The 15838-nt window shown below is 65.0% G+C and carries 13 protein-coding genes; 9 read left to right on the top strand and 4 right to left on the bottom strand.

Going from position 1 to position 15838, the window contains the following annotated elements; genetic code table 11:
• Window positions 1-11: 11 nt before the first annotated feature.
• Both ACYVKZ_RS14520 and ACYVKZ_RS14515 read right to left on the bottom strand, forming a co-directional pair.
• Window positions 12-1445 carry a M24 family metallopeptidase gene (locus ACYVKZ_RS14520; RefSeq protein WP_460992947.1) on the bottom strand — a complete coding sequence of 478 codons (1434 nt, stop codon included), beginning with the start codon at window positions 1443-1445 and terminating at the stop codon, window positions 12-14.
• Between the two features lie 64 nt (window positions 1446-1509).
• Window positions 1510-2289, bottom strand: a complete 780-nt coding sequence (locus ACYVKZ_RS14515; protein ID WP_460992946.1) for an SDR family NAD(P)-dependent oxidoreductase — start codon at window positions 2287-2289, stop codon at window positions 1510-1512.
• A 359-nt stretch (window positions 2290-2648) separates the two neighbouring features.
• Between ACYVKZ_RS14515 and ACYVKZ_RS14510 the strand changes: the two genes are divergently transcribed.
• From ACYVKZ_RS14510 to ACYVKZ_RS14495, 4 genes are all read left to right on the top strand, one after another.
• The gene (locus tag ACYVKZ_RS14510) at window positions 2649-3533 is read left to right on the top strand and encodes an NAD(P)-dependent oxidoreductase (protein ID WP_460992945.1); all 885 of its coding nucleotides are present in this window, start codon (window positions 2649-2651) and stop codon (window positions 3531-3533) included.
• 267 nt (window positions 3534-3800) lie between these two features.
• Window positions 3801-4829: an ABC transporter permease gene (locus tag ACYVKZ_RS14505; RefSeq protein WP_460992944.1), complete on the top strand. Its 1029-nt coding sequence runs from the start codon at window positions 3801-3803 to the stop codon at window positions 4827-4829.
• A 79-nt stretch (window positions 4830-4908) separates the two neighbouring features.
• Window positions 4909-6018 carry a substrate-binding domain-containing protein gene (locus tag ACYVKZ_RS14500; protein WP_460992943.1) on the top strand — a complete coding sequence of 370 codons (1110 nt, stop codon included), beginning with the start codon at window positions 4909-4911 and terminating at the stop codon, window positions 6016-6018.
• Window positions 6019-6108: 90 nt separating this feature from the next.
• A complete protein-coding gene (locus ACYVKZ_RS14495) occupies window positions 6109-8661 on the top strand; it encodes an ATP-binding cassette domain-containing protein (RefSeq protein WP_460992942.1) in 2553 nt (850 codons plus the stop codon).
• 164 nt (window positions 8662-8825) lie between these two features.
• On the opposite strand, the gene ACYVKZ_RS14490 is transcribed toward ACYVKZ_RS14495, so the two are convergent.
• Window positions 8826-8993, bottom strand: a complete 168-nt coding sequence (locus ACYVKZ_RS14490) for a hypothetical protein (RefSeq protein WP_460992941.1) — start codon at window positions 8991-8993, stop codon at window positions 8826-8828.
• A 198-nt stretch (window positions 8994-9191) separates the two neighbouring features.
• Between ACYVKZ_RS14490 and ACYVKZ_RS14485 the strand changes: the two genes are divergently transcribed.
• The 3 genes from ACYVKZ_RS14485 to ACYVKZ_RS14475 are packed head-to-tail and all read left to right on the top strand — an operon-like array spanning window position 9192 to window position 13056.
• Window positions 9192-10451, top strand: a complete 1260-nt coding sequence (locus ACYVKZ_RS14485) for a sugar ABC transporter substrate-binding protein (RefSeq protein ID WP_460992940.1) — start codon at window positions 9192-9194, stop codon at window positions 10449-10451.
• Between the two features lie 29 nt (window positions 10452-10480).
• Window positions 10481-11491, top strand: coding sequence for an ABC transporter permease (locus ACYVKZ_RS14480; protein ID WP_460992939.1), 1011 nt, complete (start codon window positions 10481-10483; stop codon window positions 11489-11491).
• A gap of 2 nt (window positions 11492-11493) precedes the next feature.
• Window positions 11494-13056 (top strand): sugar ABC transporter ATP-binding protein, encoded by a 1563-nt coding sequence (locus ACYVKZ_RS14475; protein WP_460992938.1) that lies wholly within the window; start codon window positions 11494-11496, stop codon window positions 13054-13056.
• Between the two features lie 191 nt (window positions 13057-13247).
• Here ACYVKZ_RS14475 and ACYVKZ_RS14470 read toward each other — a convergent pair whose 3' ends face one another.
• Entirely contained in the window at window positions 13248-13559 is a 312-nt protein-coding gene (locus ACYVKZ_RS14470; protein ID WP_460992937.1) for a Dabb family protein, read from the bottom strand.
• Between the two features lie 153 nt (window positions 13560-13712).
• On the opposite strand from ACYVKZ_RS14470, the gene ACYVKZ_RS14465 reads away from it, so the two are divergent.
• Window positions 13713-14738: a ketopantoate reductase family protein gene (locus tag ACYVKZ_RS14465; RefSeq protein ID WP_460993186.1), complete on the top strand. Its 1026-nt coding sequence runs from the start codon at window positions 13713-13715 to the stop codon at window positions 14736-14738.
• A gap of 208 nt (window positions 14739-14946) precedes the next feature.
• The gene (locus ACYVKZ_RS14460; RefSeq protein ID WP_460992936.1) at window positions 14947-15816 is read left to right on the top strand and encodes a dioxygenase family protein; all 870 of its coding nucleotides are present in this window, start codon (window positions 14947-14949) and stop codon (window positions 15814-15816) included.
• Window positions 15817-15838: the final 22 nt, after the last annotated feature.

Raw genomic sequence — 15838 nt, 5'->3', positions numbered from 1 at the left:
TCCTCCTCTGGCTACTGCGCGAGCACCTGAGAGCTGGAGGCGGTCCGCTCCGATGTCCCGGACCCATCCAGCTGGCCCCGTCCGGCTGAGGTGTTCAGGTGGGACTGCGCGCTGCGCAGGAGCGGCAGGGTGCCGTTGACCGAGTAGTAGCGCTGTCCCGCGACGAGGAGATCCTCGGCCGGGAACTTCGTGATGACCTCGCAGCCAGTCGCCGTGACGACGATCTCCTCTTCGATGCGTGCCGCGCCGATCCCATCGGCAGAAGGCCAGTAGGTCTCGAGGGCGAAGACCATCCCCTCCTTGAGCTCCTCCGGGTGGTCGAACGAGACCAAGCGGGAGAAGATCGGCTTCTCCCAGATAGAGAGCCCGACGCCATGGCCGTACTGGAGGGCGAAGGCGGCTTCCTCGTCCGGGAATCCGAACTCCTGGGCCTTCGGCCACTGTGCCACGATGTCCGCCGTCGTGGCGCCCGGCCGCACCAGCGCGATCGCACGGTCCATGTACTCGCGTGCCCTCTTGTAGGCATCCCTCTGGGCGGGGCTGGCCGACCCCACCGCGAAGGTGCGGTAGTAACAGGTCCGGTACCCGTTGTAGCTGTGGAGGATGTCGAAGAATGCAGGATCCCCCGGCCGGATGAGTCGGTCCGAGTAGACATGCGGGTGCGGCGAGCACCGCTCGCCCGAGATGGCGTTCACTCCCTCGACGTACTCGGACCCCAGGTCGTAGAGGACCTTCGAGACCAGTCCGACGGTCTCGTTCTCCCTGACGCCCGGGCGCAGGAAACGGTACAGCTCGTCATAGGCGGCGTCCACCATGGAGGCCGCCTGGGTCAGGAGCGAGATCTCGTCGGGCGTCTTGATCGCGCGGGCCTGGAGGAACACCTGCTGGCCGTCCACGACATCCACTCCGGCCTGCTTGAGGGCGAAGAGCACGGGGAGCTCGATGATGTCTACGCCGACGGGCTCGTTCGCGACCCCGAACTTCTCCAGCTCCCGCTTCACTTTGCGGGCGACCTCTTCGGCGATGCCGGCCTCGGGGTGGAAGGCCCCGCGAAGCGTTGAGATGCCCGCGCGGGCCCCCGACTCCAGACGAGGACGGACTGCCCCGTGGTGAGGCGCGTGCGGATCGGCGTCGAGTTCCGCTGTCGTCGTGCTCAGCCACGGGTTGTAGAGGGCATGGTGCTTCGCGGCCGAGCCGAAGTCCCAGACGATGGGGTCGGTGTTGCGAGTGATCAGCGCGAACCGGATCGCCTTGTCGATCGCCCAAGTCCCGATATGGGTGCCCGACATGTATCGGATGTTGGCGAAGTCAAAGGCAAGGAGGGCGCCGAGGTCCGAGGCCTCCAATTCGGCCTTGAGCCGTGCGAGGCGCTCTTCGCGGAGCCGGTCGAAGCGGATACGCTCCTCCCAGTCGACGGCATTCGTTCCAAAGGTTGCTGTGCTCATGCTGGTTGCTGCCTTTCTGGCACCGCCGAGGGTCCCTCCCCAACGGACGGTTTGCGGACACTGGTCAGACGAGGATCATTCCGCCTTCGATCGGGATGACCTGCCCGGTGATGTAGTCGGAGTCTTCTGCGGCGAGGAACAGCGCTGTGGGAACGATGTCCTCCGGCTGCGCCGGGCGACCCAAGAGGATGTCCTCGGACATGGAGTCGAAGCCTGCGTCTGCGGCACCGATCTTGGCCAGGTCCTCGTCGAGCTTCTTCCACAGCGGTGTGGCGACCACACCGGGGGCGAAGGCATTGACCGTGATGCCCGAGTCCGCGAAAGACCGGGCGGCGGCCTGGGTGAGGGAGATGACCGCAGCCTTCGCTGCGCTGTACGGCGCGAAGTTGGGGAATCCCTGCCGTCCTGCGATGCTCGCGGTGTTGATGACCTTGCCGCCGGTCCCCTGCGCCATGAACTGGCGCACAGCCTCCTGCGTCCCGACCAGCACCCCGAGGGCGTTGACTCGCATGACCCGTTCGAAGTTGTCCTCGGTAATGTCCAGGAACTTCAGGGGCGCATTCATCCCCGCGTTGTTGAAGTAGACGTGCAGCGCCCCGAATTCGTTGACGGCGGCCCGGATTCCTGCGGCGACGGACTCGCGGTCCGTGACGTCGACTCGGACTGCCATGGCCCTGCCGCCGGAGGACGTGATCTCCTCGGCGGCCTTCTGGCCGGCTTCCAGGTTGAGGTCGGCGATGACGACGCTGGCCCCTTCCCGCGCGCATCCCTTGGCGATCGCCGCGCCGATCCCCGACGCCCCTCCGGTCACGATGATGGTGCGGCCTTTGACGCGCTCGCCCATGGTCTGCTCCTTCGCAGTAGAGATGAGGTACGGCAGCCGTACATGCCTTGGAGAAACTGCTGGCAATGTGTGCACTGTCACTAAACACCAGTTCTGCTATTGAAGCCAGCGATCCCAGTGATGTCAAGGAGTCGACGGGACAGCGAGGAAGGGTTGGCCAGCAAGGCCGGGCGCGCTACTGTTCACGTACGCTGCACATCACGCACGATCCGCGCCCACCGCGCGGAGATCTGAGCAGACTGGGGCAGCGTTTTAGGAACCCCGGCGATCCAAAGGAGCATCATGCCTTGCACCCCCGTGAACGAGCCGCCAGCGCCCCAGATGTGGGGCGGATTCGGACGGTATCGGGAGGTCCGCTCATGAGCGTCGTCGGTTTCGTGGGCCTCGGTGAGATGGGGACGCCGATGGTCCGCCGCCTTCTCAGCGCGGGGCACACCGTCCACGTGTGGAACCGCACCGAGAGCGCCGCCGCGGAGCTGGTCGCCGACGGCGCTGTCCTCGCCCGCGACGTAAGGGAGGCTGTAGGAACAGGGACAGTCTTCTCCATGCTAGCCAACGACGACGCCTTCGGCTCCGTGTTCACTGACGAGGTTATCCGGTCGGCGCCTCCGGGCACCGTCCACGTCAACCATGCCACTGTGAGCGTCGAGGGCGCGGCGCGGTTCGCGTCGATGCATGAGAACGCCGGTGTCGGCTACGTGGCAGCTCCGGTGCTCGGCCGGTCTAGCGTCGCAGAGCTCGGGAAGCTCAATATCGTCGCCGCGGGCACGCGGGAGCTGGTCGATCTGGCCCAGCCGTTCCTGGACGTGGTCGGCAAGCGGACTTGGGTCGTGGGCGACCGCCCGGAGACGGCCAACTTGGTGAAGATCGCGGTCAACTACAACCTGATCCACACGTTGCAGGCCCTCGCCGAGTCCCTCACCCTCGTAGAGCGAGCCGGTGTCGCCGGCCAGGCCTTCGTGGACATCCTCACCGACTCCGCCTACACGGGTTCGGCGTATTCCGGGTACGGGCCGATCATCGCTCACAAGCGCTACTCGCCCCCGGGCTTCACTCTCCCCCTCGGTCTCAAGGACCTGTCTCTGGCTGAGCAGGCGGCCCAGGCCGAAGGCGTAGTCCTGCCCACCGCGCCTGTGCTGCGGCGGATGTTCGAGGCAGCCGTCGCAGACCCCTCGCTTGCGGGTCTGGACTGGGCTGCAGTCGCGGAAGTCACGAGGGCTATGGCCGGTCCATCGGGCGGCTAGGGAAGCGCGGCCGAAGGGGCCGCCACTGCGTCCCGGTGGAGCTCCCGCTCGCAGGGCTCAGCCGGGGCGGACGCGCCCTTCAGCGGCACTTCACGCGCTGCGCCGCCCACGGGGTACCCAAGCCTTCGACGGGCCCGGGGAACGGTGGAATTTCCCGGCTTCACGGGAAGGGACGAAAGCTCTTGTGAACGAGGCCACATTTATGTACAGTCTCACTAAACACCCAGAGAACAGTGCGGTTTCTCTAGTGAAAGGCGTGAGACAGACATGACGACAGACGCACCAATGCGGCGCACGGCCCGACTCGCCACTTCGCGATTCGCCAACTCCAAAGGCTTCGTTACCATCGCCGCCTCGACGCTCATTCTCTTCATCCTCTGCGGCATCTTCGCACCCTCGAGCATTTCCCAGACCGCCTTGGTCGGGAGCATCCCCTTTGCCGCGGTGCTCGCGGTCGCCGGCCTGGGCCAGCTACTGGTCGTGCAGCAGGGAGGTGTCGACCTCTCGGTCGCGGGCGGGGTATCGCTCGCGGTCGTCACCGTGACCCATCAGCCAGACGGCGACAATTCGAAACTGCTTCCTGCCGTGATCATGGCCCTGTTGCTGGCGGCAGTCGCCGGGGCGATCAACGGCGCGCTGGTCAGCTTCCTGAAGCTCAACGCGATCATCACAACGCTCGGTATGAACGCGCTGCTCTACGGGGCCGTCTTCGCCATCTCCGGGGGGACTCCCCGTAGCACGACGCCGCTCCTGGCATCCATTGCAGGGGGATCCGTCCTTGGAGTCCCCAACTCCGCACTGTTCGCCCTCATCGCACTCGGCGTGGTCGCGACAGTGCTGAAGAAGACGGCTGCCGGCCGGCGCTTCGAGGCCGTGGGGGCCAATGACATCGCAGCCCGCGCCGTGGGCCTGCATGTGCGCTCCCACCGTCTCCTCGCCTACGTGTGGGCCCAGCTGGCCTACAGCCTTGCGGGGATCCTCCTGGCCGGCATCACCAACCAGCCCACCGCCTTCCAAGGGGACTCCCTGCTGCTGCCCTCCGTGGCAGTGGTCGTCCTCGGGGGGACGTCCTTGCTCGGCGGCCGGGGCTTCCCAGTCTCCACCGTCGTTGCCGCGCTGTTCCTGACCCAGCTCGACCAGTTCGCCCTGGCCTTGGGCGTCACCTATTCCGCACAGACCCTCGTCCAGGCGGCTGCTCTTGCGGTCGGGGTGGCCCTGTACGCGGTGAACTGGAGCCACGTGCGGGTCTGGCTCCAGCAGAGACGTCAGACCACGCCGCAGCCCGCTGGCGCCTGAGCCCGCCGGCACGCCCATCCTTCGTCCGAACGTCCCGCGACACGGATGTCGCACCTGAACCAGGAGGAATCAACCAGAGATGAAGAGCACGACCAAATCCTCGGCCCTGCTCGCGGCGGCCGTGGCTTCGACCCTTGCCATGGCCGGCTGCAGCAGCCTTGGCTCCACGTCCTCCGCGGCGCCCAGCGGAACCCACCTCGCAGGTGCCCCCTCGTGGTGCGGCACCAAGCAGGTGAAGTTCGCCCAGCTCGACGGCTTCGGCGGCAACAGCTGGCGCCAGGTTACGACCGCCTCCGGTGCGGACGAGGTGAAGAAGTGCCCAAGCGTCACGAGCTACGACTACGCCGACGGCCAGGGCAACACCCAGAAGGCAATCTCCGACATCAACAGCATGGTTGCCAAGGGGGTTGACTCCATGGTCGTCTTCGGAGACGCGGGACCCGCGGTCCTGCCGGCCATCCGCAGTGCGTTCAAGGCTGGCGTCACTGTGGTCCCCTACCGCGTGGACGTCGGGGGGAAGGCTGGCACGGACTACACCCAGTTCGTCGGAGCCTCCTTCACCAACGACGGCAAGAGCTGGGGCGAATGGATCAAGTCGATCCTGCCGAACGGCGGCAATGTGCTGTTCCTCAGCGGTCCCAAAGGCAACAGCCAGGGCAACGACGAGCTCACCGGCCTCAAGCAGGTCTTGGACGACAAGTACAAGTTCGTCAATCAGGACCAGCCCTACGACGTGACCAACTGGGATCCGGCACTCACACAGCAGGTGCTCTCAGCTGAGATCGCCAAGAACCCGAAGATCGATGTTATCGTCTCCGACTTCGGGCCCTCGCTCGTCGGCGCTCTGCCCGTGTTCCAGAAGAGCGGCCGATCGATCCCCGCCATCGCGACCTCGGACGGGAACGCCCTGGGCTGCTTCTGGCAGCAGAACCACCAAGCCAACCCGGACTTCAAGCTGATGACCGTAGCCACCGGGAACGACAACGTGCGTCTGGCTGTCCAGTGGGCTATCGCGAAGGCCACCGGTGGCCAGGCCCCCGATACGACCACCTTCGCAGCCCCCAAGTTCGAGGACTCCGTCACCGGGAAGCCGAACTCCGTGCAATGCGACTCGAGCCTGCCCGGCGACATCTATCTCTCGGCGCAGCTGCCGAAGGCCACCCAGGCATCGGTCATCAACAAGAAGTAATGGCGCCTCGGTGCCTGGCCCGGGCGCGGAAGACCGGGCCCGGGCCAGGCGCCGACCCCCAGCCGAAGAAAGCAAAGGCCTGTGAACGTGATGACAACTCAGGACGACTCCCCCGCCCTCAAGAACGAGCCGGGGCAGGATGTTTCACAAGCGTCCTCCGACGCTCCCCCGACCCTCCGGCTCACCTCGATCTCCAAGCTGTACTCGGGAGTCGCAGCGCTCTCGGACGTTTCGGTCGAGTTCCGTCCGGGGGAGGTTCATGCCATCCTCGGGGAGAACGGCGCGGGCAAGTCCACCCTCATGAATGTCTCCTCCGGAACAGTGCAACCGGACGGGGGAACAATCGAGTTCGAGACCGAGCTGATCCAACGGCTGACTCCTGCCCTCGCGGCGCAGCTCGGGATCGCCATCGTGCACCAGCACCCTGCCGTCCTGCCCGACATGACCGTACTCGAGAACCTGCAGGTCTCGCTCCCACGGAGCGTCTTCGCCGGCAGCACCGACGTCGAGGTGGCCGAACGCCTGCTGGACAGCGTCAACCTCCACGTGCATCTGCGCGACCGGGTCGAATCCCTCACCGTGGCGCAGAAGCACCTGCTCGAGATCGCCAAGGCGCTCGCAACGCGCCCCAAGCTGCTCATCCTGGATGAGCCCACTGCGCCGCTGAGCCAGGACGCAACCGACATGCTCTTCGAGAAAGTGCGCTCGGTCGTCGCCGAGGGCACATCCGTGGCCTACATCACGCACCGCCTTGCCGAAGTGCGCGAGATCGCCAAGCGCGTGACCGTCCTGAGGGACGGCCGGCTCCGAGGCCACGCCGATGTCGCGGACATCACCGATGAGCAGCTGCTAGGTCTCATCGTCGGCCGCAAGCTCGAATCCACCTTCCCTGCCAAGGCTCATGAGCCCGACTCACCAGTGAACCTCGTTCTCGACTCGATATCGGGAGAAGGATTCGAGGACGTCAGCATCGTCGGACGCCGCGGCCGGATCATCGGCGTCGCGGGCGTCGTAGGCAACGGGCAGGCCGAACTCATGCACGCTCTTGCCGGCCTGGTGCCCATCACCGGCGGCGTCTCGATCGATGGCCGTGCCTTCAGTTCACGGGACCTCCTCCGGGATGCGGCCTTCATGCCCGGGGACCGGCACGTGGAGGGCCTGGCGATGACCCTGAGCGTCCGCGAGAACGCCGCACTCGCCGCTCTCCACAAGTTCCGCAGCGCACGGATCCTGAACCGCAAGCAGGAACTGGGAAGGGTCGGAACGAGCCTCGAGGAGCTCGCGGTCAAGGCTCCCTCTCTTGACGCCCCCGTATCAGCCCTCTCGGGCGGGAACCAGCAGAAAGTCGTGATGGCCCGGGCCCTGCTGTCAGAGCCGTCGATGCTCGTCGCCGACGAGCCCACCCAGGGAGTCGACGTCGGAGCACGCGCCGAGATCTACCGGATCCTCCGCGAAGTCTCCGCCAGCGGCATCCCCGTCATCGTCAACTCCTCCGATGCCAAGGAACTGGAGGGACTGTGCGACGACGTGATCGTGATGTCGCGCGGACGCGTCGTCCGCACCCTCAGCGGCGATGATGTCATCGAAGAGAAGATCATCGGCGCAGCGGTCAGCGCCACGACCAAGGCGGTCCACGCCGAAGATCTGGGGACGACAGACGCGAAGGCCTCCGCCAGCGGCATCCGCCGCTTCCTCCAAGGAGACTATGCCCCCTCGGCCCTCCTCGTGGTGGTGATCGCCGTCCTCACCGTGCTGATCTCCGGCCAGAACGCCCGGTACCTGTCCCCATTCAACATCGGAAACATCCTCCTGCTCGCCACTGCCCTGGGCTTCATTGGGCTGGGCCAGACCATCGCCCTGCTGCTCGGGGGCATCGACCTCTCGGTTGGCCCGCTGGCAGGCTTCCTCGTAGTCGCAGGGTCATTCTTCATCAACGACAACCAGTCGATTGGCACAATCGCCTTGGGCTTCGCACTGATGATCGTCATCGCCGGCGCCGTCGGCTTGATCAACGGCGGCCTCATCAGATTCGGCAGGTTCACGCCTATCGCGGCCACGCTCACCCTCTACATCGGAATCCAGGGACTGAGCTTCGTCCTCCGCGACGGACCTGGCGGGTACATCAACCAGGGCGTCGTCGCCGCCATCACCGGAGCGGTCGGACCCTTCCCCGTTGCGTTCCTCGTGCTCGTAGCTGCCGCGGTCGCGGCAGAATTCTGCCTCCGACGGCGCCGTTGGGGCTGGCGGCTGCGAGCCACCGGATCAGACGAGGAGTCTGCCCGCCGGATCGGCATCAAGATTGACCGCACGACTATCCTCGGATACGTCGCGACGTCCCTGTTCACCGCGGTCGGCGCCTTCATGCTGATGGCCCAGATCGGCGTGGGCGATCCGTCTCAGGGTGTGACGTACACGCTCGCGAGCATAACTGCGGTCGTCCTGGGGGGCACCAGCCTTCTTGGTGGGCGCGGGACCTTCATCGGGACCCTCCTCGGTGCCGTCCTGCTGACACAGGTCCTCAATGCAACCTCGTTCCTGGGCCTGTCGCAGACATTCCAGTACGTCTTCCAGGGGATCCTGATCGTCGCCGCAGCGGTGCTCTACTCGGTAGTGCGGCGGAAGCGGAAGCAGACGGCTCACTAGCCGGGGCTGCACTCACCTGGCACCCGACGGCAGCGGCCGATGGGTGCCAGCGAAAGCCGGCCGCGGAACCAGACCACCTGGCTCCGCGGCCGGCTTTCGCTGCGGCCGGGGCGGACAGCCTTCCCCGCATTCCGAGTAGCGACCGAGCCCTCGCCCTGCTGTGGTCAGTCTGCCTGCTGATTGGTCGTGCCCTGGAGCGGACCGAGGAGATCGGCCTCCGTCAGCTCGACCCCGCTTGTGAGGGCAGCATGCAGAAGCTCGCCAGAGGAGACGGATGCCTCGAGGACGGCTGCGGCAAGGCGTGCCAAGTTCTGGATGAGTTTGCGTCCCATGCGCTCCCTAGCCTCTCCTTCGCTCCCGACGACGGGAGCACTGCTCATCCCGGAACGGGCCGCCGCGACGGCCCGTTCCCAACAGCAACGTTGCGCCTCAGTTAACCCGCAACCTCGTAGTGTTCACAAGGGATTGACTCTGTGCAGTTTCTTAGTTCAGTATGTGTGAACACCCACTTGGTTCAAAGGAGAACATTCATGGGATTCGACCGCAGGGACTTCTTGAAGATGACCGGTCTCTCCGGCACTGCGCTGGCGCTGGCAGCTTGCGGCGTCAAGGCCACGAGCGGAAGCGGCTCTGCCGCCAGCTCTGCACCGTCTCTCGCTCCGAAGTCGCCGAAGATCATCGACCTCAAAGGTGCCCCGGTCGTGGCCCTCTTCACGAGTCTCAACAACGACTACTACGCGTCTTGGGACATGGGGGCTCGCCGCGCAGTCGAGGCGTTCGGTGGCCAGTACCGGGCCTTCACCAATGAAGGCGACGCGGAGCGGCAGATCTCGCAGTTCGAGCAGCAGGTCCAGGCCGGGGCAAAGATCTTCTTCATGACCGCGCCGGACCCGTCCAGCGTCCCCGCCATCGCGAAGACGGCCAACGAGCATAAGGTCTTCCTCACCAACACCTGGGAGCAGGTCCCGTGGGCGACCCCGTTCGACTACGGCGACAGCTACGTCAGCTACTTCACGACCGACACCGTCAATCTCGCGTACGGGGTCGCGAAGTCCCTCTTCGACAAGATGGGCGGCAAGGGCAACCTGGTGCACCTGACCGGACACCCGGGCAGCACGCCGGATTCGCAGCGGACCCTCGGCGTGGACAAGGCTCTCAAGGAGTACCCGGGCATCAAGCTGGTTGCGCGGCAGCCCGGCGAGTGGAACCGTGACGACGCGCGGAAGGCGATGGCCGGCATCATCACGAAGTATGGCAGCGATATTGCCGGGGTGTTCGGGCAGAACGACGACGTCGCGATCGGGGCAATGAACGCTCTCAACGAACAGGGAATCAAGGGGGTGCCGATCACCGGTGTCGACGGGAACAAGGGCACCATGGACTTCGTCAAGTCAGGTGCGATCTACGGCGCCTACAGCACACTTCCGTTCTGGTCTGCCGGCTTCAGCGCCGTCAGGGCCATCGATGCTTCCTTGGGAGTGAAGTTCGACCCCCTCGAGCGGCAGATGTTCACCGGCGGCGTGTTCGTCACCAAAGACAACGTCGATGCCTATCTGAACACCTTCTTCGGCAAAGACGACCCCTTCGACTGGCAACTCATGAGCCGCGCGGCACACCCGAACGACTGGGACCCGCAGAACCAGGTTTGGCCCCTGGACGTCGAGGCGATGTGGTCCTTCGCGCCCAAGCCTTCGGGCTGGACGGCCCCTGCAGCGTACGAGCAGGCGAAGCCCCATGCGCAGTCGCTCGCCGACGACTACAAGAGCCACTGGAAGCGCCACATCATCTAACGCCCCAACGAAGAACGAAAGGTTTGGCAATGACCGCCAACACCGAAGCTCCTGCGGCGAAAGAGACCGCCACGGAGACTGATACCCGGGGGAGGCTGCGTATCCGCCAGGATCTGCGCGCCGCGATCCTGCCCATATCCGGCCTCGTGCTACTGATCATCCTCTTCAGCATCACAGCCCAGAATTTCCTGTCCGCGAGCACGGTCTTCACGGTGCTTCGAGAGGCATCCCCGGTCCTGGTCGTCTCCATCGGCATCACCTTCGTCGTCCTGATGGGGAGCATCGACCTCTCGGTCGGCGCCACTGTCACCCTCTCAGGCCTCGTGGCCGCGACAGCCGCGCAGACCTTCGAGTGGGGGACCGCGATGCTCGCCGGCGTCCTCGCCGGCTGTGTAATCGGCATTGTGAACGGCCTGATCTTCGCCTTTGCTAAGGTTCCGAGCTTCCTGACGACACTGGGCACGAGCCTGGCGATCAACGGGCTGGCGCTCTGGTATGTCGGCGGAAGGCCGGTCCAGGTCAGTGATCCGGCCGTTCTAGCGATCTCGCAGGACGCCTGGATCGGCAGCATCCCGAACATCGCCCTGTGGTCATTCCTGCTATGGGCGCTCTTCTCCGTCGTCGGCCTGAACACGCGCTTCGGGCGCTACACCTATGCGATCGGAGGTGGCGAGGCGGTCAGCCAGCTCGCCGGCATTCCCGTGAGGCGATACAAGTTCCTTGCTCTCGTGCTCTCCGGCACCTTGGCCGGGGTTGCCGGGGTCCTCCTGACCGCGCGTATCGGCGCGGCAACGCCAGGGATGGGCGACAGCCTCACCCTGACGGCAATCGCCGCCGTCGTCATGGGGGGCACGGCGCTCACCGGAGGCGTCGGCGGTGCCCACCGCACGGTTCTCGGCGTTCTGGTGATCACCGTGCTCTCGGTTGGACTGAACGCCCTCGTTGTGCCGCCGTACATGCAGCAGATCGTCCAGGGCGCCGTCGTAGTGCTGGCGGTTGCGCTCACGCTCGACCGATCCAAGCTGGCGATCCTGAAATGAGGGTGTTCGACGAAGCGGTGACCAAGGACGTCCCCGAGGCCAAACCGCCGCTCCTGGCAGTCCGCGGCGCCTCGAAGAGGTACGGGGTCGTGCAGGCGCTCAACAACGTCTCCCTCGAGGCCAGAGTCGGAGAAGTCGTCGGACTCATTGGCGAGAACGGAGCCGGCAAGTCCACGCTGCTAGGCATCACGAGCGGAACGGTGGTGCCCGATGATGGCACGGTCGAACTCTCGGGCAAGCGGCTCACCATGCACACCTACGCCGACGCCGCCCGCAACGGGATCTTCAGGATCTACCAGCACCAGGCACTCGTATCGAATCTGAGCGTGGCCGAGAATATCTTCCTCGGCCAGGAACGGAAGTTCGTGCGAGGCGGGAGCTGGCTCAGCCGGCGCGCAATGGTCCGCAGGGCGCGCCGCATGTTCGACAGCCTCGGTCTCGAAGACATAGATCCTGCCGCGCCGCTCGGGAAGTACAGCTTCGCTGAACGGCAGGTGATCGAGATCGTGCGCTCGCTCGCCCAAGCCGACCTTCTCGAGATCGAGCACCCGGTAATCCTTCTCGACGAGCCCACCAGCGCGCTGTCCCGAGAGCAGGTCGATTTTTTCTTCGCCTTCGTTCGGAGCATCCGGCATCGGGCGGCCCAGGTCTTCGTGTCACATCGACTCGAGGAGCTGCTGGCTCTCAGTGATCGCGTATACGTGCTCAAGGACGGCGTGACGGTAGCAGAGCTGGACGATGTGGATTCCCTGTCGAAGACCCAGCTTCATGCCCTGATGGTGGGCCGGGTGCCTGAAGACGTGCTGTACAACGAAACCGACCAACTCGGAAGCGACGGCCCTGAGGTCCTCACCGTGGATTCGCTGACTCAGGCCGATAACTTCACAGACGTGTCCTTCAGCCTGCATCAAGGAGAAGTGCTCGGGATCGCCGGGGTCGTTGGATCGGGGAAGTCTTCTCTCGGCCGTGCCCTCTTCGAAGCCGGGCGGGGGACAACGGGGACCCTGACCCTGAACGGTCGCCAGATGCGGCGTGGAGGGCCCCGCGAAGCCATCCGCAGCCGAATGGGCTACATTCCCCCGGAACGTCACGCCGAGGGAATCGTCGAGCAGCTCTCGGTCTCGCACAACCTCTCGCTTCCGCGCGTCGGGTCCCTGGGCCGCAACCCCTTCATCGATCTGAAGGCAGAGCGAGCGTCGGCCCAAGTGCAGATCCGCCAGCTGCGGATCAAGACCCCCACCGGAAAGACCCTCATTGGCGACCTCAGCGGAGGCAACCAGCAGAAGGTCATCTTCGGCCGTTGGACCGCAGTCGGCTCCCGCGTGATGATCCTAGACAACCCGACCAACGGCATCGACGTCGGTGCGAAGGCCGAGATCTACAAACTCATCCGCAAGCTCTCCGCGGACGGAGTGAGCATCATCCTCATCAGCGACGACTTGCCCGAACTCATCGGCCTCAGCGACCGCATCGCCGTGATGCGTGACGGGCGCCTGGCCCAGATCCTGCAGACCCCGCCGGCAAAGAAGCCCTCAGAGGCTGAACTCGTCGCACACATGGTCTGATCCCGGGGCGGGAAGAGGATAAGGCACTTTTCAACGCTGAACAGTTTTCCGGAAAACATCGTCCTCTAACGACGAGAGGCGCACATGAAAAATACCCTGGGGACCTCAACCGAAAGCATGGATGCGGAAGCCCGGCACGAAGATGCCCCCGGGCCGCCTGGCCCAGGGGCGCCAAGTCCGGGCTATTTATGCTATCTGGCCGCGCCCGCAGTTTCCTCGTAATCGACAATAGCGCGCGCGGAAACGAACGGGCCGATCTCCTCCACCGCTCGGACGTGTCGCGGATTCACTTGGTAGGCGTCCAAGGCCTCCGCTGAGGAATAGGAGCCAACGAGCACCAAATCCCAGTGCTTGTCCAGCCCGACGTCCTGATGCACGGCCAGGTCCAGGACCCCACTTAGGTCCGCGAGGCCCTCGAGGACCTCGGTAATCCGGGCGGCATCCTGTTGCCGCTGATCAGCATCGGATGCGGCAAGCTGGAACATTACAAGGTGCTTAATCATCTGCTGTCCTTTCAAGTCCCCGTCCCATTTTCGGGGAAGGGCGGCTATTACAGAGATTGAGTTTAATCAATAATTCCGAGGCTGCAAGCAAATTCAAGTGCGGCTCTTGGCGGATCGATATTGGAGGCGGTTTTGGCATCACAGCGGGTTGCGGTGCTTGGCGCGGGAGCGAACGGGGCGTCCATCGGGGCAGACCTCACCATGGCCGGAGACGATGTGGTCCTCATCGACCAGTGGCCGGCGAACGTGGAGACGATTCGAGAGCGCGGGCTCACTATCGACCTTCCCAATGAGACTTTCCGCGTGCCTGTGGAGACGATGCACCTTTGCGAGCTCGCAACGCTCCCGTGCAAGTTCGACGTCGTCCTCATGCTGGTCAAAGCCTACGACTCAGACTGGGCCTCGCGTCTCATCGCTCCGCATCTGGCGGAGGACGGCCTTCTTGTCGGCGTCCAGAACGGGATGTCGTTGGACGTGATCGCAGAAGCCGTCGGTGACAACAGGACCTTGGGGTGCGTCATCGAGATCACCTCGGCGATGAAGAAGCCAGGGGTTGTCGAACGGCACTCCCCAGCCGACCGGTCGTGGTTTGCCCTCGGGAGCTTCCACGAGTCCACCGCTGGCCGAGAAGAAGATGTGGCCCCTCTCCTTCGCCGCTCCGGGACCGTGGAGATCGTGGACGACATACGGGCGGCAAAGTGGATGAAGCTTGTCAGCAACGCGACGACGCTCGTGACGTCTGCCATCCTTGGACTTCCGATAGCTCAGGCCGCGGCAATGCCGGAGATGCGCGAACTCATGCTCCGGAGCGGCCGCGAAGCACTCGAGGCGGCCTCGCGTCTCGGCCTCCCGCCGTGCCCGATCTTCGGCCTGCCCCCAGAGGCGCTGGAGCCACGGGACCATCTGGTCGAAACCCTTCTCGATACTCTTACCGCCGGCTTCGTGCTGCCGCAGTCGACCAGCACCGTCCTGCAGGACTGGGGCAAGGGCCGCCACAGCGAGGTAGACGACATCAACGGGCTCGTCGTCGATGTGCTCCGCCGATCCGGCGTGGCCGCACCGGCCAACTACGCGATCGTGGAGCTGGCCCACCGCATCGAGGCGGGCGACGCCCGGCCAGGCCTAGGAAACCTCCAGACCCTCGTGGCTCCCGAAGGATGCGGATCGACTCGCTTCTGAATACTTGGGTTGTCCCCTCCAAGCCGTGAATGCTTCTCCCATGTGCTCGCGAAGGAGCAAACGCCGATTTACGCGGAGTTGATGTCGCCTTGGGACTGCCTGGCTACGCGGCGAAGGCGTCTCTTCGATCGGTGGCACCGCCTACGACTCCGACCACTTAGTCCAAGCGGGCAACCGACCATGACCTGACCAACGGAGGAGAAACGCGATGGCAAATGAGCGCGCCACCGAAACCCTGACCGCAGAAGTTATCCGCAGCTTCGCCGCAACGCCTGACCCCCGGCTCCGCAGCGTCCTTTCCAGCCTGACCAAGCACCTGCACGCCTTCATCCAGGACGTCGCCCCCTCAGTCCAAGAATGGGAACAGGCGATCGACTTCCTCACCCGCACAGGCAAGACCTGCACCGAGGTCCGGCAGGAGTTCATCCTCCTCTCCGACATCCTCGGAGTGTCCATGCTCGTCGAGACCATCAACCACACCGAAGTTCCTGATGCCACCGACTCCACCGTCCTAGGCCCGTTCCACATGGTCGAATCGCCCCGGCGCGGCTCCGGCGCTGACATCTCCCCGGAAACCCCGGGCCCGCGCTGCGTAGTCAGCGGCCGAATCGTCTCGGTCGACGGCACGCCCATCCCCGGCGCGCAGATCGACATCTGGCAGGCCAACAACGATGGCTTCTACGACGTCCAGCAGCCCGGCATCCAGACGGTCGGCAACGGACGGGCACTCCTGAGTTCAGGCCCGGACGGGTCATTCGCCTTCAGGAGCGTCGTCCCACGCCACTACCCGATCCCCACCGACGGCCCCGTAGGGGACCTCCTCGCCGCAACGCGGCGCCACCCCTTCAGGCCAGCGCACATCCACTTCCTCGTCTCCGCTCCCGGATACCGGGAGCTGACCACCCACGTCTTCGTCGCCGGCAGCGAGTACATCGATTCCGACGCCGTCTTCGCGGTCAAGAAATCCCTGGTCAAGGACTTCGCCGATAACACCGATCCGGCCGCCGCAGGACACTATGGGGTGCAGAGCCCATTCCCCCACGCCCAGTTCGACATCGTCCTGAAGCCCGAGTCCTAGGAGGACGACCCGATGCCCGCGT

Source organism: Sinomonas soli, assembly GCF_054782415.1.
The sequence above is the reverse complement of the archived record's forward strand: the minus strand, read 5'-3'. Positions and strand labels throughout refer to the sequence as shown.

Coding starts and splice junctions, on each gene's coding strand:
- ACYVKZ_RS14490 (WP_460992941.1), bottom strand. CDS start 8,993: ATGGGACGCAAACTCATCCAGAACTTGGCACGCCTTGCCGCAGCCGTC.
- ACYVKZ_RS14470 (WP_460992937.1), bottom strand. CDS start 13,559: ATGATTAAGCACCTTGTAATGTTCCAGCTTGCCGCATCCGATGCTGAT.
- ACYVKZ_RS14505 (WP_460992944.1), top strand. CDS start 3,801: ATGACGACAGACGCACCAATGCGGCGCACGGCCCGACTCGCCACTTCG.
- ACYVKZ_RS14460 (WP_460992936.1), top strand. CDS start 14,947: ATGGCAAATGAGCGCGCCACCGAAACCCTGACCGCAGAAGTTATCCGC.
- ACYVKZ_RS14480 (WP_460992939.1), top strand. CDS start 10,481: ATGACCGCCAACACCGAAGCTCCTGCGGCGAAAGAGACCGCCACGGAG.
- ACYVKZ_RS14495 (WP_460992942.1), top strand. CDS start 6,109: ATGACAACTCAGGACGACTCCCCCGCCCTCAAGAACGAGCCGGGGCAG.
- ACYVKZ_RS14515 (WP_460992946.1), bottom strand. CDS start 2,289: ATGGGCGAGCGCGTCAAAGGCCGCACCATCATCGTGACCGGAGGGGCG.
- ACYVKZ_RS14500 (WP_460992943.1), top strand. CDS start 4,909: ATGAAGAGCACGACCAAATCCTCGGCCCTGCTCGCGGCGGCCGTGGCT.
- ACYVKZ_RS14485 (WP_460992940.1), top strand. CDS start 9,192: ATGGGATTCGACCGCAGGGACTTCTTGAAGATGACCGGTCTCTCCGGC.
- ACYVKZ_RS14520 (WP_460992947.1), bottom strand. CDS start 1,445: ATGAGCACAGCAACCTTTGGAACGAATGCCGTCGACTGGGAGGAGCGT.
- ACYVKZ_RS14510 (WP_460992945.1), top strand. CDS start 2,649: ATGAGCGTCGTCGGTTTCGTGGGCCTCGGTGAGATGGGGACGCCGATG.